Here is a 15,738-nt window from a genome sequence, read left to right as displayed (position 1 = left end):
CGCCCGGTTACATTCCGAACCCGGAAGCTAAGCCTTTCAGCGCCGATGGTACTGCAGGGGGGACCCTGTGGGAGAGTAGGACGCCGCCGAACAATCATTGTGGGAAAGCCCCGCACCTTCTGGTGCGGGGCTTTTCTGCGTTCACGCGGAGGCCCGACACCCCTGTGCGCCGGCCCCTTCCGGCTGACGGTAAAGTCAGGGGGCATCGTTGGCACGTTTCCCAGGAGGCCCCCGGGTGGAGGTACAGGAGACTCGCGTTCAGACGGACCGGGTCCTCACCATCCCCAACATCCTCAGCATGGCTCGCCTCGCTGGGGTGCCACTGTTCCTGTGGCTGATCCTCCGCCCTGAGTTCGGCGGGCCCAAGAGCGACGGCTGGGCGTTGCTCGTCCTCATGCTCAGCGGGGTCAGCGACTACCTCGACGGCAAGCTGGCCCGGCGCTGGAACCAGATCAGCAGCCTCGGTCGACTCCTGGACCCGGCGGCCGACCGGCTCTACATCCTTTCCACCCTGCTCGGTCTGACATGGCGTGAGATCCTGCCGCTCTGGCTGACCCTGGCGCTTTTGGCCCGCGAGCTGATGCTCTTGGTGATGGTGGGAATCCTCCGCCGGCACGGGTATCCGCCGCCGCAGGTGAACTTCCTCGGCAAGGCGGCGACGTTCAACTTGATGTACGCCTTCCCGCTCCTCCTGCTCAGTGACGGGACGGGCTGGCTTTCGTCACTCGCTGAAGTTTTCGGGTGGGCGTTCGCCGGATGGGGTACAACTCTCTATTGGTGGGCAGGGATCCTCTATGTGGTCCAGGTCCGCCGACTTGTCAAGGCGGATACCGTGGCCGATTGAGCCCGTCTGTCCGGTGCGGTGCAGTGATTGCCAGTACCTGTTCGACGTAAGAGGACACTGTCCCGGACGGGTGAAGTCGGCTTGACCGTCATCTCTGCAAGGAGGACGCTTCCGACATGAAGGCCGTCGTAATGGCCGGTGGCGAGGGAACCCGCCTTCGCCCCATGACCTCGAGCATGCCCAAGCCGCTCCTGCCGGTGGCCAACCGGCCGATCATGGAGCACGTGCTGAGGCTGCTCAAACGGCACGGGCTCAATGAGACCGTTGTGACCGTACAGTTCCTCGCGTCGCTCGTAAAGAACTACTTCGGCGACGGCGAAGAACTCGGCATGGAACTGACCTATGCCAACGAGGAGAAGCCACTCGGTACTGCGGGAAGCGTCAAGAACGCCGAGGACGCACTGAAGGACGACGCGTTCCTCGTCATTTCCGGTGATGCGCTCACCGACTTCGACCTGACCGACCTGATCCGTTTCCACAAGGAAAAGGGCGCGATGGTCACCGTCTGTCTGACGAGGGTGCCGAACCCGCTGGAGTTCGGTATCACCATCGTGGACGAGGAAGGCAAGGTGGAGCGCTTCCTCGAGAAGCCCACCTGGGGTCAGGTCTTCTCCGACACGGTGAACACCGGCATCTACGTCATGGAGCCGGAGGTCTTCAACTACGTCGAGGCGGACGTTCCGGTCGACTGGTCCGGAGACGTCTTCCCGCAGCTCATGAAGGAAGGCAAGCCGATCTACGGCTATGTCGCCGAGGGCTACTGGGAGGACGTCGGCACGCACGAGAGCTACGTCAAGGCACAGGCCGACGTGCTCGAGGGCAAGGTCGACGTCGAAGTGGACGGCTTCGAGATCTCCCCGGGCGTCTGGGTCGCCGAAGGCGCCGAGGTACACCCGGACGCCGTCCTGCGCGGGCCCCTCTACATCGGGGACTACGCCAAGGTCGAAGCCGGAGTCGAGATCCGCGAGCACACGGTCGTCGGATCGAACGTGGTCGTGAAGAGCGGCGCGTTCCTGCACAAGGCCGTGGTTCACGACAATGTCTACATCGGCCAGCACAGCAATCTCCGGGGCTGTGTGATCGGCAAGAACACCGACATCATGCGGGCCGCCCGCATCGAGGACGGTGCCGTCATCGGCGACGAATGCCTCGTCGGTGAAGAATCGATCGTGCAGGGCAATGTCCGGGTCTATCCGTTCAAGACCATCGAGGCCGGCGCATTCGTCAACACCTCGGTGATCTGGGAATCACGTGGACAGGCGCACCTCTTCGGCGCGCGCGGCGTCTCCGGCATCCTGAACGTCGAGATCACCCCTGAGCTGGCGGTACGGCTGGCGGGGGCGTACGCGACGACGCTGAAGAAGGGGGCCACCGTCACCACGGCGCGTGACCACTCCCGGGGCGCGCGGGCGCTCAAGCGGGCGGTGATCTCCGCGCTCCAGGCCAGCGCCATCGACGTACGCGACCTGGAGAACGTCCCGCTGCCCGTGGCACGACAGCAGACCGCCCGGGGCAGTGCCGGCGGCATCATGATCCGGACGACGCCGGGTGTGCCCGACTCGGTGGACATCATGTTCTTCGACGAGCGGGGCGCCGACCTGTCGCAGGCGGGGCAGCGCAAGCTGGACCGGGTGTTCGCACGCCAGGAGTACCGGCGCGCCTTCCCCGGCGAGATCGGCGACCTCAGCTTCCCGTCCAGCGTCTTCGACTCGTACACCGGATCGCTGCTGCGGAACGTGGACACGACCGGCGTCGCCGACGCCGGCCTCAAGGTCGTCGTCGACGCGTCCAACGGAAGCGCGGGACTCGTCCTGCCCAGCCTCCTGGGGCGGCTCGGTGTCGACTCACTGACGATCAACCCCGGCCTGGACGAGTCGCGGCCCACCGAGTCCGCCGAGTCCCGTCGTGCGGGGCTGGTGCGGCTCGGCGAGATAGTGGCGTCGGCGCGGGCGGCGTTCGGTGTCCGGTTCGACACGGTCGGCGAGCGGCTGTCGCTGGTCGACGAGCGCGGCCGGATCATCGAGGACGACCGGGCGCTGCTGGTGATGCTGGACCTGGTGGCCGCCGAGCGGCGCAGCGGGCGCGTGGCCCTTCCGGTGACGACCACGAGGATCGCCGAGCAGGTGGCGGCGTACCACGGCACCCAGGTCGACTGGACGACGACCTCGCCGGACGACCTCACCAGGGTCGGCCGCGAGGAGTCGACGATCTTCGGTGGCGACGGCCGGGGTGGCTTCATCGTTCCCGAGTTCAGCAGCGTGTTCGACGGTACGGCGGCGTTCGTGCGGCTGATCGGGCTGGTGGCGCGTACCCAGCTCACCCTCAGCCAGATCGACGCGCGCATCCCGCGGGCGCACGTGCTGAAGCGGGACCTGGCGACGCCGTGGGCCGTCAAGGGTCTGGTCATGCGGCGGGTCGTGGAGGCGGCCGGGGACCGGCACGTGGACACGACCGACGGCGTCCGCGTCGTCGAGGCCGACGGCCGGTGGGTGATGGTGCTGCCCGACCCGGCGGAAGCCGTCACCCATCTGTGGGCGGAGGGCCCGGACGACGCGTCCGCGGAGGCCCTGCTGGACGAGTGGGCCGCCGTGGTGGACAGCGCCGGCCGCTGACGCGTCCGGGCGGGACCGAACGGTGAGCCGGAAGGCGCGTCCAGGGCGCCTTCCGGCTCACCGGTGGGGCCATTCGGCGGTAGCCCCTCCGACGTGCGACGATGTGCGGCATGTCGCAGCAGCCCCCCGATCGGAGCACCGGCTCCCCGCCTCCGCGTCCCGATGCGTCCATGTCGCTGCTGACCAATGTGATGGACCACGCGCTGGACGACGGGTACGCGGAGGCCTCGGCCCGCAAGGCCGCCGAGGGCGGCGGCCTGCCCCGTACAGTCCGCGCGAAACTGGGACTGGCGGCCGGGCTGGTACTGGCCGCGTTCGTGGTCACCCTCGGCGCGGCGCAGGCGCAGATATCGGCACCGGTGGTGGCGAAGGAGCGCGAGGAGCTGATCGACCGCATCGGGTCGGAGACCTCGGCGGCGGACCGCCTGGAGAAGGACATCGAGTCGCTCCGCACCGAGGTGGGGGAGCGGCAGCGCAAGGCCCTGGAGCAGCACGGCGGGGACCAGGGGCAGCTTGTCGCGCTGCTGTCCGGGGCGACGCCGGTCCGGGGACCGGGCGTGCGACTGGTCGTGGACGACGCCAAGGGCACCGACGAGGGTGGGGGCGGGCCGCGGGAATCGAGCGGGTTCGCCGACACCGGCCGGGTCCGGGACCGCGACATGCAGCGGGTCGTCAACGGATTGTGGCAGGCGGGCGCGGAGGCCATCGCCATCAATGGACAGCGGCTGACCGCCCTGTCGGCCATCCGCGCGGCGGGCGACGCCATACTGGTCGACAACAAACCACTGGTGCCGCCGTACACGGTGCTGGCGGTCGGGGACGGAAAGAAGCTCCGCACGGCGTTCCAGGACAGCGCCGACGGGCAGTACCTGAGCGTGCTCCAGGAGAACTTCGGTATCCGCACCAGCATTTCGGACCAGGGCGAGGTGCGCCTGCCGGCGGCGCCGAGCCTGATCGTACGTACAGCACAGCCGAGCGACACCGGGCCCGGGACGGGTGACGGGCAGGGCACGGCCGACACAGGGAAGGGCACATCGTGATCGCCGTACTGGGCCTCGTCGTGGGAGTCGTGGTCGGACTGTTCGTCCGGCCCGAGGTACCGGCGGTGGTCGAGCCCTACCTGCCGATCGCCGTCGTGGCCGCCCTGGACGCGGTGTTCGGCGGCCTGCGGGCCATGCTCGACGGGATCTTCGTCGACAAGGTCTTCGTCGTCTCCTTCCTGTCGAACGTGGTCGTGGCCGCGCTGATCGTGTTTCTCGGCGACAAGCTGGGCGTCGGCGCGCAGCTTTCCACCGGCGTGGTCGTCGTGCTCGGCATCCGGATCTTCTCCAACGCGGCCGCCATCCGGCGGCACGTGTTCCGGGCGTGAGGCCGATGAGCAACCACGAAGAGACACCCGACAACACCCCCACCCCCGCCCCCGCCCCCGGCGCCGGCCCCACGCCCGCCCCCGACCCCGCCCCCGGGCAGGAGGCGACGGCGGAGGCCAGGACCGGGCGGCAGCGGCTGGCGGCCGGGCTGTGGCCCCCGCGCGTCACACGAGCGCAACTCATCGTGGCCGTCCTGCTGTTCGGGCTGGGGCTGGGCCTGGCCATCCAGGTCCGGTCGACCAGCGACACCGGTGCACTGCGGGGCGCGCGCCAGGAGGACCTGGTGCGGATCCTGGACGAGCTCGACGACCGCACGCAGCGCCTGGAGGACGAGAAGGCACGCCTGGAGGACCAGCGCACCGAGCTGGAGAACAGCTCCGACCAGGCGGAAGAGGCACGCAAGCAGACGCTGGAAAAGGAGCGGCAGCTCGGCGTCCTGGCCGGTACCGTGGCCGCCCAGGGTCCCGGCATCACGCTGACCATCGACGACGGTGCCGGTGCGGTCGAGTCGGACATGCTGCTCGACGCGATCCAGGAGCTGCGGGCCGCGGGCGCCGAGGCGATCCAGGTGAACGGCGTCCGGGTCGTCGCCGACACCTACTTCTCCGGTGACGCGGGGGACATCGAGGTGGACGGCCGGAAGGTGAAGGCGCCCTACCGCTTCAAGGTCATCGGCAAGCCCCAGGACCTCGAACCGGCGCTGAACATCCCGGGAGGCGTCGTCCAGACGCTGGAGAAGGAGCAGGCCACCGCTACGGTCACCCGGTCGCAGAAGATCGTCGTGGACGCCTTGCGACCGGCGGAGCGGCCTGACTACGCTCGGTCGTCATCGCAGTGAGGCGGGGGTACATGGGGGACATGCGGCGAGGACCCGTCCTCGGTGACGGGCCGGGGCGCGGAAAGCGGTCCGGCATGCGCGGACGTACGGCGGGAACCGGAAGACGGGCGCGGGAGTGGCGGGTTGCGGGGGGTCGGCGCACCACATACGTGGCGCGTGATGGAAACTGTCCGGAGGATACGGACGTTGTGATGGTGTCCGGGTCGGCAGGTGTGTTCATTCAGGGTTCGTCCTGCCCCACGGGCGGGTCTGTTTCGTTCAAGGGGAATCGCCCGTGAAGTTGTTTGCGAAGTTGTTCGGCAAGAGCGCACGCGAGGACGGCGGCAACGCCAGGCATCGCGCGCCGCGCCATGGCCAGGGTGAGGAGCAGGGTGGCGAGCGCCCGCTCTTCCGTGACGAGGTGGCGGGTGGTGACATTCCGGGGGGCCAGGGCGCGTCTGTTGACCCTGCCGGTTCCGGCCGCATAGGTTTCGGGGAACCATCAACCTCGAGTGCGGGTGGAGGGTTTGCCTCCGACCCGTACGCGACGAACGCCCACGCGGGCCAGCCGCGGCAGGAGGATTCGTCCATGCCGGTGTGTACGAGGTGCGGGCACCGCAACGCCGAGGCGAGCCGGTTCTGCTCCAACTGCGGCGCGCCGCTGCGCGGCGGAGCGCCGGCGGAGCGCGCGTCCGAGACGACGTCGACGATCTCGATCTCCGGCCTGGAGGCGTACGACTCCGAGGTCACCGGCCAGACGCAGCTTCCGTCGCTGTCGCCCGAGGCCCAGGCGGCCGTCGAGGCGCTGCCGCTCGGCTCGGCGCTCCTGGTGGTGCGGCGCGGTCCGAACTCGGGCAGCCGCTTCCTGCTGGACAGCGACCTGACCACGGCGGGGCGGCACCCGCAGAGCGACATCTTCCTGGACGACGTGACGGTGTCGCGGCGCCACGTGGAGTTCCGCAGGTCGCCCGACGGCAGCTTCACCGTCTCCGACGTCGGCAGCCTCAACGGCACCTACGTCAACCGTGAGCGGATCGACTCGGTCCCGCTGGCGAACGGTGACGAGGTGCAGATCGGCAAGTACCGGCTGGTCTTCTACGCGAGCCAGCGGGGCGTGTGACCCGGCAGGGGAGGCCCATGCTGCGAACCACGACGGGCGGTGCCGGCAACGGCACCGCCGGGGCGGCCGATCAGCTGGTGAGCATCGGGACGGTGCTCAACCAGCTGCGCGAGGAGTTCCCCGAGGTCACCATCTCCAAGATCCGGTTCCTGGAGGCCGAGGGGCTCGTCGAGCCGCGGCGGACGGCTTCCGGGTACCGGAAGTTCAGCCCGCGGGACGTGGAGCGGCTGGCGCGCATCCTGCGGATGCAGCGGGACCACTACCTGCCGCTGAAGGTGATCCGGGAGCATCTGGACGCCGTGGAGCGCGGTGAGCGCGTGGAGCTCCCGGCCGCTCCCGGACCGCAGCGCGAGCCCCAGGACGGGGACCTCTGGGAGCCGCCCGCGGAGGACCGGCCGACCGCCGCCCGGGTGGGCCGGGCGGAGCTCCTGGCCGCCGCGGGGGCCGGGGAGGACGAGCTGGCCGAATGGGAGTCGTACGGGCTCGTCGTGCAGGGCGTGGACGGCGGGTACGACGCCGAGGCGGTCACCGTCGCCAGGCTGGTGGCGGATCTGGGCAGATTCGGTCTCGAACCGAGGCACCTGCGGGCGGTGAAGGCCGCCGCCGAGCGGGAGGCGGGCCTGGTCGAACAGGTCGTGGCGCCCTTGCGCAGGCACAGGAACCCGCAGACCAGGGCCCATGCCGAGGCGACCGTGAAGGAGCTGGCGGCGCTGTCCGTGCGGCTGCACGCGGCCCTGGTTCAGACGGCTCTCGGCGTCCGCTTGCACTGATCTTGACAGAGCCCGACTATCCAAACCGGTCCGGCACGTCCTAGGGTTGCAATGTGAACGAGCTCGATGTTGTCGGTGTCCGGGTGGAAATGCCGTCCAACCAGCCGATCGTGCTCCTGCGTGAAGTGGGAGGCGACCGGTACCTCCCGATCTGGATCGGTCCGGGAGAGGCGACGGCGATCGCCTTCGCCCAGCAGGGCATGGCTCCCGCCCGGCCGCTCACCCATGACCTCTTCAAGGACGTCCTCGAGGCCGTGGGCCAGGAGCTGACCGAGGTCCGGATCACGGATCTGCGCGAAGGGGTCTTCTACGCGGAGCTGGTCTTCGCCAGCGGGGTGGAGGTGAGCGCCCGGCCCTCCGACGCCATAGCGCTGGCCCTGCGCACCGGGACTCCGATCTACGGGAGCGACGGCGTCCTCGACGACGCGGGGATCGCCATCCCGGACGAGCAGGAGGACGAGGTGGAGAAGTTCCGCGAGTTCCTCGACCAGATCTCGCCCGAGGACTTCGGCACCAGCAGCCAGTGAGGCCTACGGCCCGGTGAGCCGGTTGCCGTGGTACGGCCGTGGCTCCGGGAGGCCGGTGGTCCTGCCGGTGGTGCGGCCCTCGGGGGGATGCCCGCCGAGGGGCCGTCGGGGCCGGCCCTGCGCGTCGCCCGCCGTCCGCGAACGGACGTTCGCGGGGTGGTCCGGGGAGCGCCGATCGGGGTCCGAGGTGAGGGCTTTCCGCCCATTCGGCCATCTCTACCCGTATTCGGGATACGAGAAACCACTCTCAGGGTGATTATCACTCGGCGTGCCGAGTGTGGCGATCGTTGACGCACCCCTGGCGACTGCCTACCGTCGAGATGGCAGGTCAAGGACGGAGGGTCGGCGTGATGAGCAGCGGCGACGGTGCGACTGGGGGCCTCCCCGGACGAAGTCTGGGGACGAGCGGGCCGTATCCGCTCTACGGGAGCACGGCCGACCGGTTCCCGGCGGGAGTGGCCGGTGGCGCGGGTGCCGACGCCGTGGCGGCAGACCCGGGCGAAGGGGCCGACGAGGCCCCGGAAACGATCGGCTACCGGGGCCCCACCGCGTGCGCGGCCGCGGGCATCACGTACCGGCAGCTCGACTACTGGGCCCGTACCGGGCTGGTGGAGCCGAGCGTGCGGCCCGCGTACGGATCCGGCACCCAGCGGCTCTACAGCTTCCGGGACGTGGTCGTCCTCAAGATCGTCAAGCGGTTCCTGGACACGGGGGTCGCCCTCCAGAACATCCGCGCGGCCGTGCAGCACCTGCGCGCCCGGGACGTCGGCGACCTGGAGCGCATGACGCTCATGAGCGACGGCGCCACCGTCTACGAGTGCTCCTCGCCGGACGAGGTCGTCGATCTGCTCCAGGGCGGCCAGGGCGTCTTCGGGATCGCCGTGGGCGTGGTGTGGCGGGACGTGGAGGCGGCGCTGTCGCAGCTCCACGGGGAGCGCGTCGACACCGGCGAGACCCTGGTGCGGCACAACCCTTCCGACGAACTGGCGCGCAGGCGTCGCGACCGGGCCGTCTGACCGCCGCGTTCCGCACGGGTGTGCGGGCGATTGTCAGTGGTGTGCGGCAGCATCAGTGGTGTGAGAGCCGCGCCGACGATCCTGCATCTGGACATGGATGCCTTCTTCGCGGCCGCCGAGCAGGCGGCGAAGCCGAGTCTGCGCGGCAAGCCGGTGGTGGTCGGCGGGCTGGGACCGCGCGGGGTCGTCGCCACCGCGTCGTACGAGGCGCGGCGGTTCGGGGTCCATTCGGCGATGCCGATGGCGCAGGCGCGGCGGCTGGCGCCGAACGCCGCGTACCTGGTGCCGCGCTTCTCGCTCTACCGCTCGGTGAGCGACCAGGTCATGGAACTGCTGCGGGGGCTGTCGCCCCTGGTGGAGCCGCTGAGCCTCGACGAGGCCTTCGTGGACCTGGAGGCCGGTGGCTCGGCCCATGACGCGCGGACGGCCCGGGAGGCCGGTGAGCGGCTGCGCAGGGACATCCGCGCGGTGACCGGACTGACCGGCTCCGTCGGGCTGGCCGGCTCCAAGATGATCGCGAAGATCGCCTCGGAGGAGGCCAAGCCGGACGGGCTGGTGCTGATCGAGCCCGGGACGGAGCGCGAACTGCTGGACCCCAAGTCGGTGCGGATCCTGCCGGGGGTGGGGCCCGCCACCGGGGAGCACCTGCGGCGGGCGGGGATGACGACGGTGGCGGACCTGGCGGCGGCGGGCGAGGACGAGCTGGTACGGCTGCTGGGGAAGGCGCACGGGGAGTCGCTGTACCGGATGGCCATGGGGCACGACGACCGGCCGGTGGTGGCGGAGCGGGACGCCAAATCCGTGTCCGTGGAGGACACCTTCGACGTGGACCTGCACGACCGGGTGCGGGTGCGGACGGAGGTGGAGCGGCTGGCCGAGCGGTGCGTGCGGCGGCTGCGCGGCGCGGGCCGGTCGGGGCGGACGGTGGTGCTCAAGGTGCGGAGGTACGACTTCTCCACGCTGACCCGGTCGGAGACATTGCGCGGCCCGACGGACGACCCCGTGGTGGTGCGCGAGGCCGCGGCGCGGCTGCTGGACGCGGTGGACACCACGGGCGGGGTGCGGCTGCTGGGCGTCGGGGTCACGGGGCTGGCGGACTACACACAGGAGGACCTGTTCGCCCAGGCCGCGGCGGAGCGGGCGGCCGCGGAGGGGCAGCCGGGGCCGTCGGAGGGCGGGGCCGCGGAGCGCGTGGCGGCGGTGGGCGCGGATGCCACCGGTTCCGGCGCGGCGGGTGCCGGCGGCGGGGGCACGCACGGCGAGGGGCCGCCCGCTCCCGGGGCGGTGGCCGGCGGGGCGGCCGCGGGGGTTCCGGTGCCGGGTGCGGGCGCCGCGGCGGGGGAGCCGGGTGCGGCGGAGCCGGAGGCGCGGCGGTGGTCGGCGGGCCAGGACGTGCGGCACGCCGCGTACGGCGCGGGCTGGGTGCAGGGCAGCGGGCTGGGCCGGGTGACCGTGCGGTTCGAGGAACCCGGGTCGGCGCCCGGGCGGGTGCGCACGTTCCGGTCCGACGACCCGGACCTGGAGCCGTCGGACCCGCTGCCGCTCGTGGCGGGTCAGTCCTCCTGGCCGGCGACCTTGCCGAAGTCGCGGTCCGTGGACGGCGGCGGCGGGAGCGCGAGCCCGTAGTGGTGGTAGAGCTGGAGCTCCTGCTCCGGCGACAGGTGCCGGCCCACGCCGAAGTCCGGAGCGTCCTTGATCAGGCCGCGGTCGAAGGGGACGTGCAGACCGTCCTCGGCCAGCTCGCTGGGGTCCAGGGGCACGAAGGCGTCCCGGCTGAACAGGCCCGTGCGGACGGCGGCCCACTCCGGTGCGCCCGTCGCGTCGTCCAGGTAGACCTCGTCGACGGTGCCGATCTTGTGGCCGTTGCGGTCGAAGGCCTTGCGGCCGATCAGGCTGCGCGGATCGATATCGGTCTGCACGGTCCCTCCAACGGGTCGCAACCGGCTCTGTCAACACTACGAAAGTGCACTTCGGTGACGTCGGCCACTCGAGGGATCGGGCCGGGACCGCGCTGGTAGGCTGGCAGACGGCCGCTGACCCCGTGCGGGAGAGTCCTCCGGAGAAACCTTTCGGAGGCGCCGAAGGAGCAAATCCTCCCCGGAATCTCTCAGGCACCCGGTACCGCACGGACGAGGTCACTCTGGAAAGCAGGGCGGGCGTCGGACGGCATCCGCTCTCACCGACGGTGAAAGCCGGCCCGCCCCGCCATGGGGAGGTCCGGTGAAGCTCTCAGGTTGAGATGACAGAGGGGGAGGCCGTCCGGGCACCCGCGCCGTGGTGCCCCTCGCAGGTCGTATCGACCAGGAGGCCTCCGCCAATGACCGCCAACCGCATTCCGCTCTCCGCACTCGAACAGGGCATCCCGTTCGAGCAGCGGCACATCGGGCCCGACGAAGAGGCCCAAGCCAAGATGCTCGCGCAGGTCGGCTACGGTTCGCTCGACGAGCTCACGGCTGCCGCGGTGCCGGATGTGATCAAGAGCGCCGAGGCGCTGGGGCTGCCCGCCGCGCGCACCGAGGCCGAGGTCCTGGCCGAGCTGCGCTCGCTCGCCGACCGCAACCAGGTCCTGGCGCCCATGATCGGCCTCGGCTACCACGGCACCTTCACCCCGCCGGTCATCCTCCGCAACGTCATGGAGAACCCGGCCTGGTACACCGCGTACACCCCGTACCAGCCGGAGATCTCGCAGGGCCGCCTGGAGGCGCTGCTCAACTTCCAGACCGTGGTCGCCGACCTGACGGGGCTGCCCACCTCCGGCGCCTCGCTGCTCGACGAGGGCACCGCCGCCGCCGAGGCCATGTCGCTGGCCCGCCGCGTCGGCAAGGTCAAGAACGGCGTCTTCCTGGTCGACGCCGACGCCCTGCCGCAGACCATCGCCGTCATCGAGACCCGCGCCGAGCCGACCGGCGTCGAGGTCGTCGTCGCCGACCTGAGCGAGGGCATCCCGGCCGAGGTCGCCGAGCGCGGTGTCTTCGGCGTCCTGCTCCAGTACCCGGGCGCCTCCGGTGCCGTACGGGACATCAAGCCCATCATCGACCGGGCGCACGAGCTGGGCGCGATCGTCACGGTCGCCGCCGACCTGCTGGCGCTGACCCTCCTCACCTCGCCCGGTGAGCTCGGCGCCGACATCGCCGTGGGCACCACCCAGCGCTTCGGTGTGCCGATGGGCTTCGGCGGCCCGCACGCCGGCTACATGGCCGTGCGCGACACCTTCGCCCGCAGCCTGCCCGGCCGGCTCGTCGGCGTCTCCGTCGACGCGGACGGCAACAAGGCGTACCGCCTGGCCCTCCAGACCCGTGAGCAGCACATCCGCCGCGAGAAGGCCACCAGCAACATCTGCACCGCCCAGGTGCTGCTCGCCGTCATGGCCGGCATGTACGCGGTCTACCACGGCCCCGACGGGCTGAAGCAGATCGCCCAGCGCGTCAACCGGTACGCGGCGCTCCTCGCCGAGGGCCTGCGTGCGGGCGGTGTCGAGGTCGTCCACGGCACGTTCTTCGACACGGTCACCGCCCGGGTTCCGGGCCGGGCCGCCGACGTCGTCGCCGCCGCCCGCGAGAACGGGGTCAACCTCCGTCTCGTCGACGCCGACCACGTCTCCGCCGCCTGTGACGAGACCACCGGCCGCGCCCAGCTCGCCGCCGTGTGGGACGCCTTCGGCGTGTCCGGCGACATCGAGGTGCTGGACTCCGCCACCGCGGACGTGCTGCCGGCGGAGCGCCTGCGCTCCGACGCGTACCTCACCCACCCGGTCTTCCACGCGCACCGGTCCGAGACCGCGATGCTGCGCTACCTCCGCAAGCTCGCCGACCGTGACTACGCGCTGGACCGCGGCATGATCCCGCTCGGCTCCTGCACCATGAAGCTGAACGCGACCACCGAGATGGAGCCGGTGACCTGGACCGAGTTCGGCCAGATGCACCCCTTCGCGCCGGTCGACCAGGCGCAGGGCTACCTGACCCTGATCCAGGAGCTGGAGGAGCGTCTCGCCGAGGTCACCGGCTACGACAAGGTCTCCATCCAGCCCAACGCGGGTTCGCAGGGCGAGCTGGCCGGTCTGCTCGCCGTCCGCGCCTACCACCGCGCCAACGGCGACACCCGGCGCACGGTCTGCCTGATCCCCTCGTCCGCGCACGGCACCAACGCCGCCAGCGCCGTGATGGCCGGGATGAAGGTCGTGGTCGTCAAGACCGCCGACGACGGCGAGATCGACGTCGAGGACCTGCGCGCCAAGATCGAGCAGTACCGCGACGAGCTGTCCGTACTGATGATCACCTACCCGTCCACGCACGGCGTGTTCGAGGAGCACGTCGCGGACATCTGCGCCCAGGTCCACGAGGCCGGCGGCCAGGTGTACGTCGACGGCGCCAACCTCAACGCGCTGGTGGGCCTCGCCAAGCCGGGCCACTTCGGCGGCGACGTCTCGCACCTCAACCTGCACAAGACGTTCTGCATCCCGCACGGCGGTGGCGGCCCCGGTGTCGGTCCGGTCGGCGTCCGGGCGCACCTCGCCCCGTACCTGCCCAACCACCCGCTCCAGCCCGCCGCGGGTCCGGAGACCGGCGTCGGCCCCATCTCGGCGGCGCCGTGGGGTTCGGCCGGCATCCTGCCGATCTCCTGGGCGTACGTCCGCCTCATGGGCGGCGAGGGCCTGAAGCGGGCGACGCAGGTGGCCGTGCTGGCCGCCAACTACATCGCCAAGCGCCTGGAGCCGCACTACCCGGTGCTGTACACCGGCCCGGCCGGGCTGGTGGCGCACGAGTGCATCGTGGACCTGCGGCCGATCTCCAAGGCGACCGGCGTCAGCGTCGACGACATCGCCAAGCGGCTGATCGACTACGGCTTCCACGCGCCGACCATGTCGTTCCCGGTGGCCGGCACCCTGATGATCGAGCCGACCGAGAGCGAGGACCTCGCCGAGCTCGACCGGTTCTGCGACACGATGATCGCGATCCGCGCGGAGATCGAGAAGGTCGGGTCGGGCGAGTGGCCCGCCGAGGACAACCCGCTGCGCAACGCCCCGCACACCGCGGCGGCGCTGGGCGGCGAGTGGACGCACGCGTACAGCCGTGAGGAGGCCGTCTTCCCGGCCGGTGTCTCCGCCGCGGACAAGTACTGGCCGCCGGTGCGCCGTATCGACGGCGCGTTCGGCGACCGCAACCTGGTCTGCTCCTGCCCGCCGCTGGACGAGTACGACAACTGACCGCCATGACGAAGGGCCGGTACGGGGTTTCCCGTACCGGCCCTTCGTCGTGCGGTGCCTCAGGCGGCGGTCACGACCTTCGCGGCGCTCAGCGGCCGGTGCGGCGCGATGATCTTGCCGTCCGGCAGCAGTTCACCGGTGTCCTCGAAGAGCAGGACGCCGTTGCACAGCAGGCTCCAGCCCTGTTCCGGGTGGTGGGCCACCAGGCGGGCCGCCTCCCTGTCGGCGGAGTCGGCGGTCGGACAGGCTGGCTGGTGCTGGCACATGGGTCGGTTCTTTCGCTGCGGTGTGGTGTGTGTCCTGCGGCTCGATGCGGTGTTCATGGCCGCCCCCCGTTTGTCGGTCGGTCCGTTCCCAGTGTTGCCCCACGGGCGTCAATCCGCAGGGATTTCGCGGCAGCGCTTCCTACTGCTTAATGACGTGTCACCCGCGTGGATGGTTCAGCTCAACCCCACTGTCCCTTCGGGTGGTTCGGCATGGCCCCAGCGGGCTAGTCCGATCGGACCGGGGTGATGTCACGCCGTTGACTCCAGCAACGGAGGCGGCACCAGTCGCAGGGTCAGCACGGGCAGCAGGTCGGCGACCCGGTACGGCAGGTGCGAGGCGATCCCCGGGGGCGCGGGCGCGAGCGGCACCAGCAGGTCCCCGGGGGCGGGGGCGCCGGCCGCGGGGTCGGCCTCCGGATCGGCGTGCAGCCACAGCGTCAGCATGTACAGGTCGGGTACGGACAGCAGGCGCGGCTGGTGCCGGGTCGCCATCGTCTCGGCCTGGCGCAGCGCCCGCTCCGTCGAGACCAGGTAGGGGCCCTCGAAGAAATGGGAGAAGGCCCAGCCGTCGGGCGTCAGGACGGTGTCCGCGGCGGCGACCGCCCGGTCGCCGTTGCGGATCTGGAATCGCCAGCCGGTCAGCCGGGTACGCGGTGCGCCGACGGGCGGGACCGTCTGGTCGCGGACGTCCAGGACGTGGACGGGCAGCGGGAGTTCGGGGCTCAGCGGTCCCTGGACGGACCGGAGAGCGGGGGTGTGGGCCTCGCGGACGGCGGGCGAGCCGAGCGCCGCGAGGACACTGCGCAGGGCAGCCGCGGGGGCCGGGGAGACATGGAGCGGCATGGTGGGTCGCCTCTCAGTCAAGAGACAGGGTGATGCGGGGGAGGGTGCGGACGGCAGTGTCAGCTTCGGGGTCAGAGGGTGCCGGAGGGCCGACGGGCCGTGGCCGGACTCGACTCTCTGCCTCGTCGCGGAGTTTATACGACACGTGTTCACGCGATGTTTCCGCTAGCCGTCGGCGATATTGCCGACAAGGCCGAATCCGGTCTTCAATTCGCGAGGTATCTGTGGATTTCCCGCGGGGCCCGAGGCCACTGCCAGCGGCGTTGTCCGGCACGCGGTAGGCCGAATGGCGCCGCCGTTTCCACCGTCCGCCGGCCGCGTCCCGCGGGCCCGGACCCGGTGCCGGAGGC

14 protein-coding genes, 1 rRNA gene and 1 riboswitch are annotated in these 15,738 nt (G+C 71.0%); of the genes, 12 read left to right on the top strand and 3 right to left on the bottom strand.

Features of this window, described 5'->3' with window-relative positions:
* The 11 genes from rrf to ACZ7LK_RS17230 all read left to right on the top strand — a co-directional run.
* Positions 1 to 92, top strand: a 5S ribosomal RNA gene (gene rrf, locus ACZ7LK_RS17280); the annotation flags it as partial.
* A 143-nt stretch (positions 93 to 235) separates the two neighbouring features.
* Positions 236 to 844 (top strand): CDP-alcohol phosphatidyltransferase family protein, encoded by a 609-nt coding sequence (locus tag ACZ7LK_RS17275; protein ID WP_469462765.1) that lies wholly within the window; start codon positions 236 to 238, stop codon positions 842 to 844.
* A gap of 116 nt (positions 845 to 960) precedes the next feature.
* A complete protein-coding gene (locus tag ACZ7LK_RS17270) occupies positions 961 to 3,456 on the top strand; it encodes a sugar phosphate nucleotidyltransferase (protein ID WP_392273290.1) in 2,496 nt (831 codons plus the stop codon).
* A 110-nt stretch (positions 3,457 to 3,566) separates the two neighbouring features.
* The gene (locus ACZ7LK_RS17265; RefSeq protein ID WP_392273291.1) at positions 3,567 to 4,496 is read left to right on the top strand and encodes a DUF881 domain-containing protein; all 930 of its coding nucleotides are present in this window, start codon (positions 3,567 to 3,569) and stop codon (positions 4,494 to 4,496) included.
* Positions 4,493 to 4,825 carry a small basic family protein gene (locus ACZ7LK_RS17260; RefSeq protein ID WP_031069011.1) on the top strand — a complete coding sequence of 111 codons (333 nt, stop codon included), beginning with the start codon at positions 4,493 to 4,495 and terminating at the stop codon, positions 4,823 to 4,825. The genes ACZ7LK_RS17265 and ACZ7LK_RS17260 overlap by 4 nt, the downstream gene beginning before the upstream one ends.
* A 5-nt stretch (positions 4,826 to 4,830) precedes the next feature.
* Positions 4,831 to 5,664, top strand: a complete 834-nt coding sequence (locus tag ACZ7LK_RS17255) for a DUF881 domain-containing protein (protein ID WP_471141539.1) — start codon at positions 4,831 to 4,833, stop codon at positions 5,662 to 5,664.
* A gap of 166 nt (positions 5,665 to 5,830) precedes the next feature.
* A complete protein-coding gene (locus ACZ7LK_RS17250; RefSeq protein ID WP_392273847.1) occupies positions 5,831 to 6,763 on the top strand; it encodes an FHA domain-containing protein in 933 nt (310 codons plus the stop codon).
* A 17-nt stretch (positions 6,764 to 6,780) separates the two neighbouring features.
* Positions 6,781 to 7,533 carry a transcriptional regulator FtsR gene (gene ftsR / locus ACZ7LK_RS17245; RefSeq protein WP_392273293.1) on the top strand — a complete coding sequence of 251 codons (753 nt, stop codon included), beginning with the start codon at positions 6,781 to 6,783 and terminating at the stop codon, positions 7,531 to 7,533.
* Between the two features lie 53 nt (positions 7,534 to 7,586).
* A complete protein-coding gene (locus ACZ7LK_RS17240; protein ID WP_004002801.1) occupies positions 7,587 to 8,060 on the top strand; it encodes a bifunctional nuclease family protein in 474 nt (157 codons plus the stop codon).
* 350 nt (positions 8,061 to 8,410) lie between these two features.
* Positions 8,411 to 9,076, top strand: coding sequence for a MerR family transcriptional regulator (locus tag ACZ7LK_RS17235; protein WP_392273294.1), 666 nt, complete (start codon positions 8,411 to 8,413; stop codon positions 9,074 to 9,076).
* Between the two features lie 60 nt (positions 9,077 to 9,136).
* Positions 9,137 to 10,702, top strand: coding sequence for a DNA polymerase IV (locus ACZ7LK_RS17230; RefSeq protein WP_471141535.1), 1,566 nt, complete (start codon positions 9,137 to 9,139; stop codon positions 10,700 to 10,702).
* Here ACZ7LK_RS17230 and ACZ7LK_RS17225 read toward each other — a convergent pair.
* Positions 10,630 to 10,995, bottom strand: a complete 366-nt coding sequence (locus tag ACZ7LK_RS17225; RefSeq protein WP_392273296.1) for a PRC-barrel domain-containing protein — start codon at positions 10,993 to 10,995, stop codon at positions 10,630 to 10,632. The genes ACZ7LK_RS17230 and ACZ7LK_RS17225 overlap by 73 nt on opposite strands.
* A gap of 115 nt (positions 10,996 to 11,110) precedes the next feature.
* A riboswitch (glycine riboswitch) is annotated at positions 11,111 to 11,210 on the top strand.
* Positions 11,211 to 11,393: 183 nt separating this feature from the next.
* On the opposite strand from ACZ7LK_RS17225, the gene gcvP reads away from it, so the two are divergent.
* A complete protein-coding gene (gene gcvP / locus ACZ7LK_RS17220) occupies positions 11,394 to 14,279 on the top strand; it encodes an aminomethyl-transferring glycine dehydrogenase (RefSeq protein WP_471141531.1) in 2,886 nt (961 codons plus the stop codon).
* A 59-nt stretch (positions 14,280 to 14,338) separates the two neighbouring features.
* On the opposite strand, the gene ACZ7LK_RS17215 is transcribed toward gcvP, so the two are convergent.
* Together ACZ7LK_RS17215 and ACZ7LK_RS17210 are read right to left on the bottom strand one after the other, a co-directional pair.
* Positions 14,339 to 14,545, bottom strand: coding sequence for a DUF5999 family protein (locus ACZ7LK_RS17215; RefSeq protein WP_392273298.1), 207 nt, complete (start codon positions 14,543 to 14,545; stop codon positions 14,339 to 14,341).
* Between the two features lie 249 nt (positions 14,546 to 14,794).
* Positions 14,795 to 15,388 (bottom strand): hypothetical protein, encoded by a 594-nt coding sequence (locus ACZ7LK_RS17210; protein ID WP_392273299.1) that lies wholly within the window; start codon positions 15,386 to 15,388, stop codon positions 14,795 to 14,797.
* Positions 15,389 to 15,738: the final 350 nt, after the last annotated feature.

It is taken from the genome of Streptomyces sp. NPDC039423 (assembly GCF_055598725.1).
This window is presented reverse-complemented; position numbering and strand designations above follow the sequence as displayed.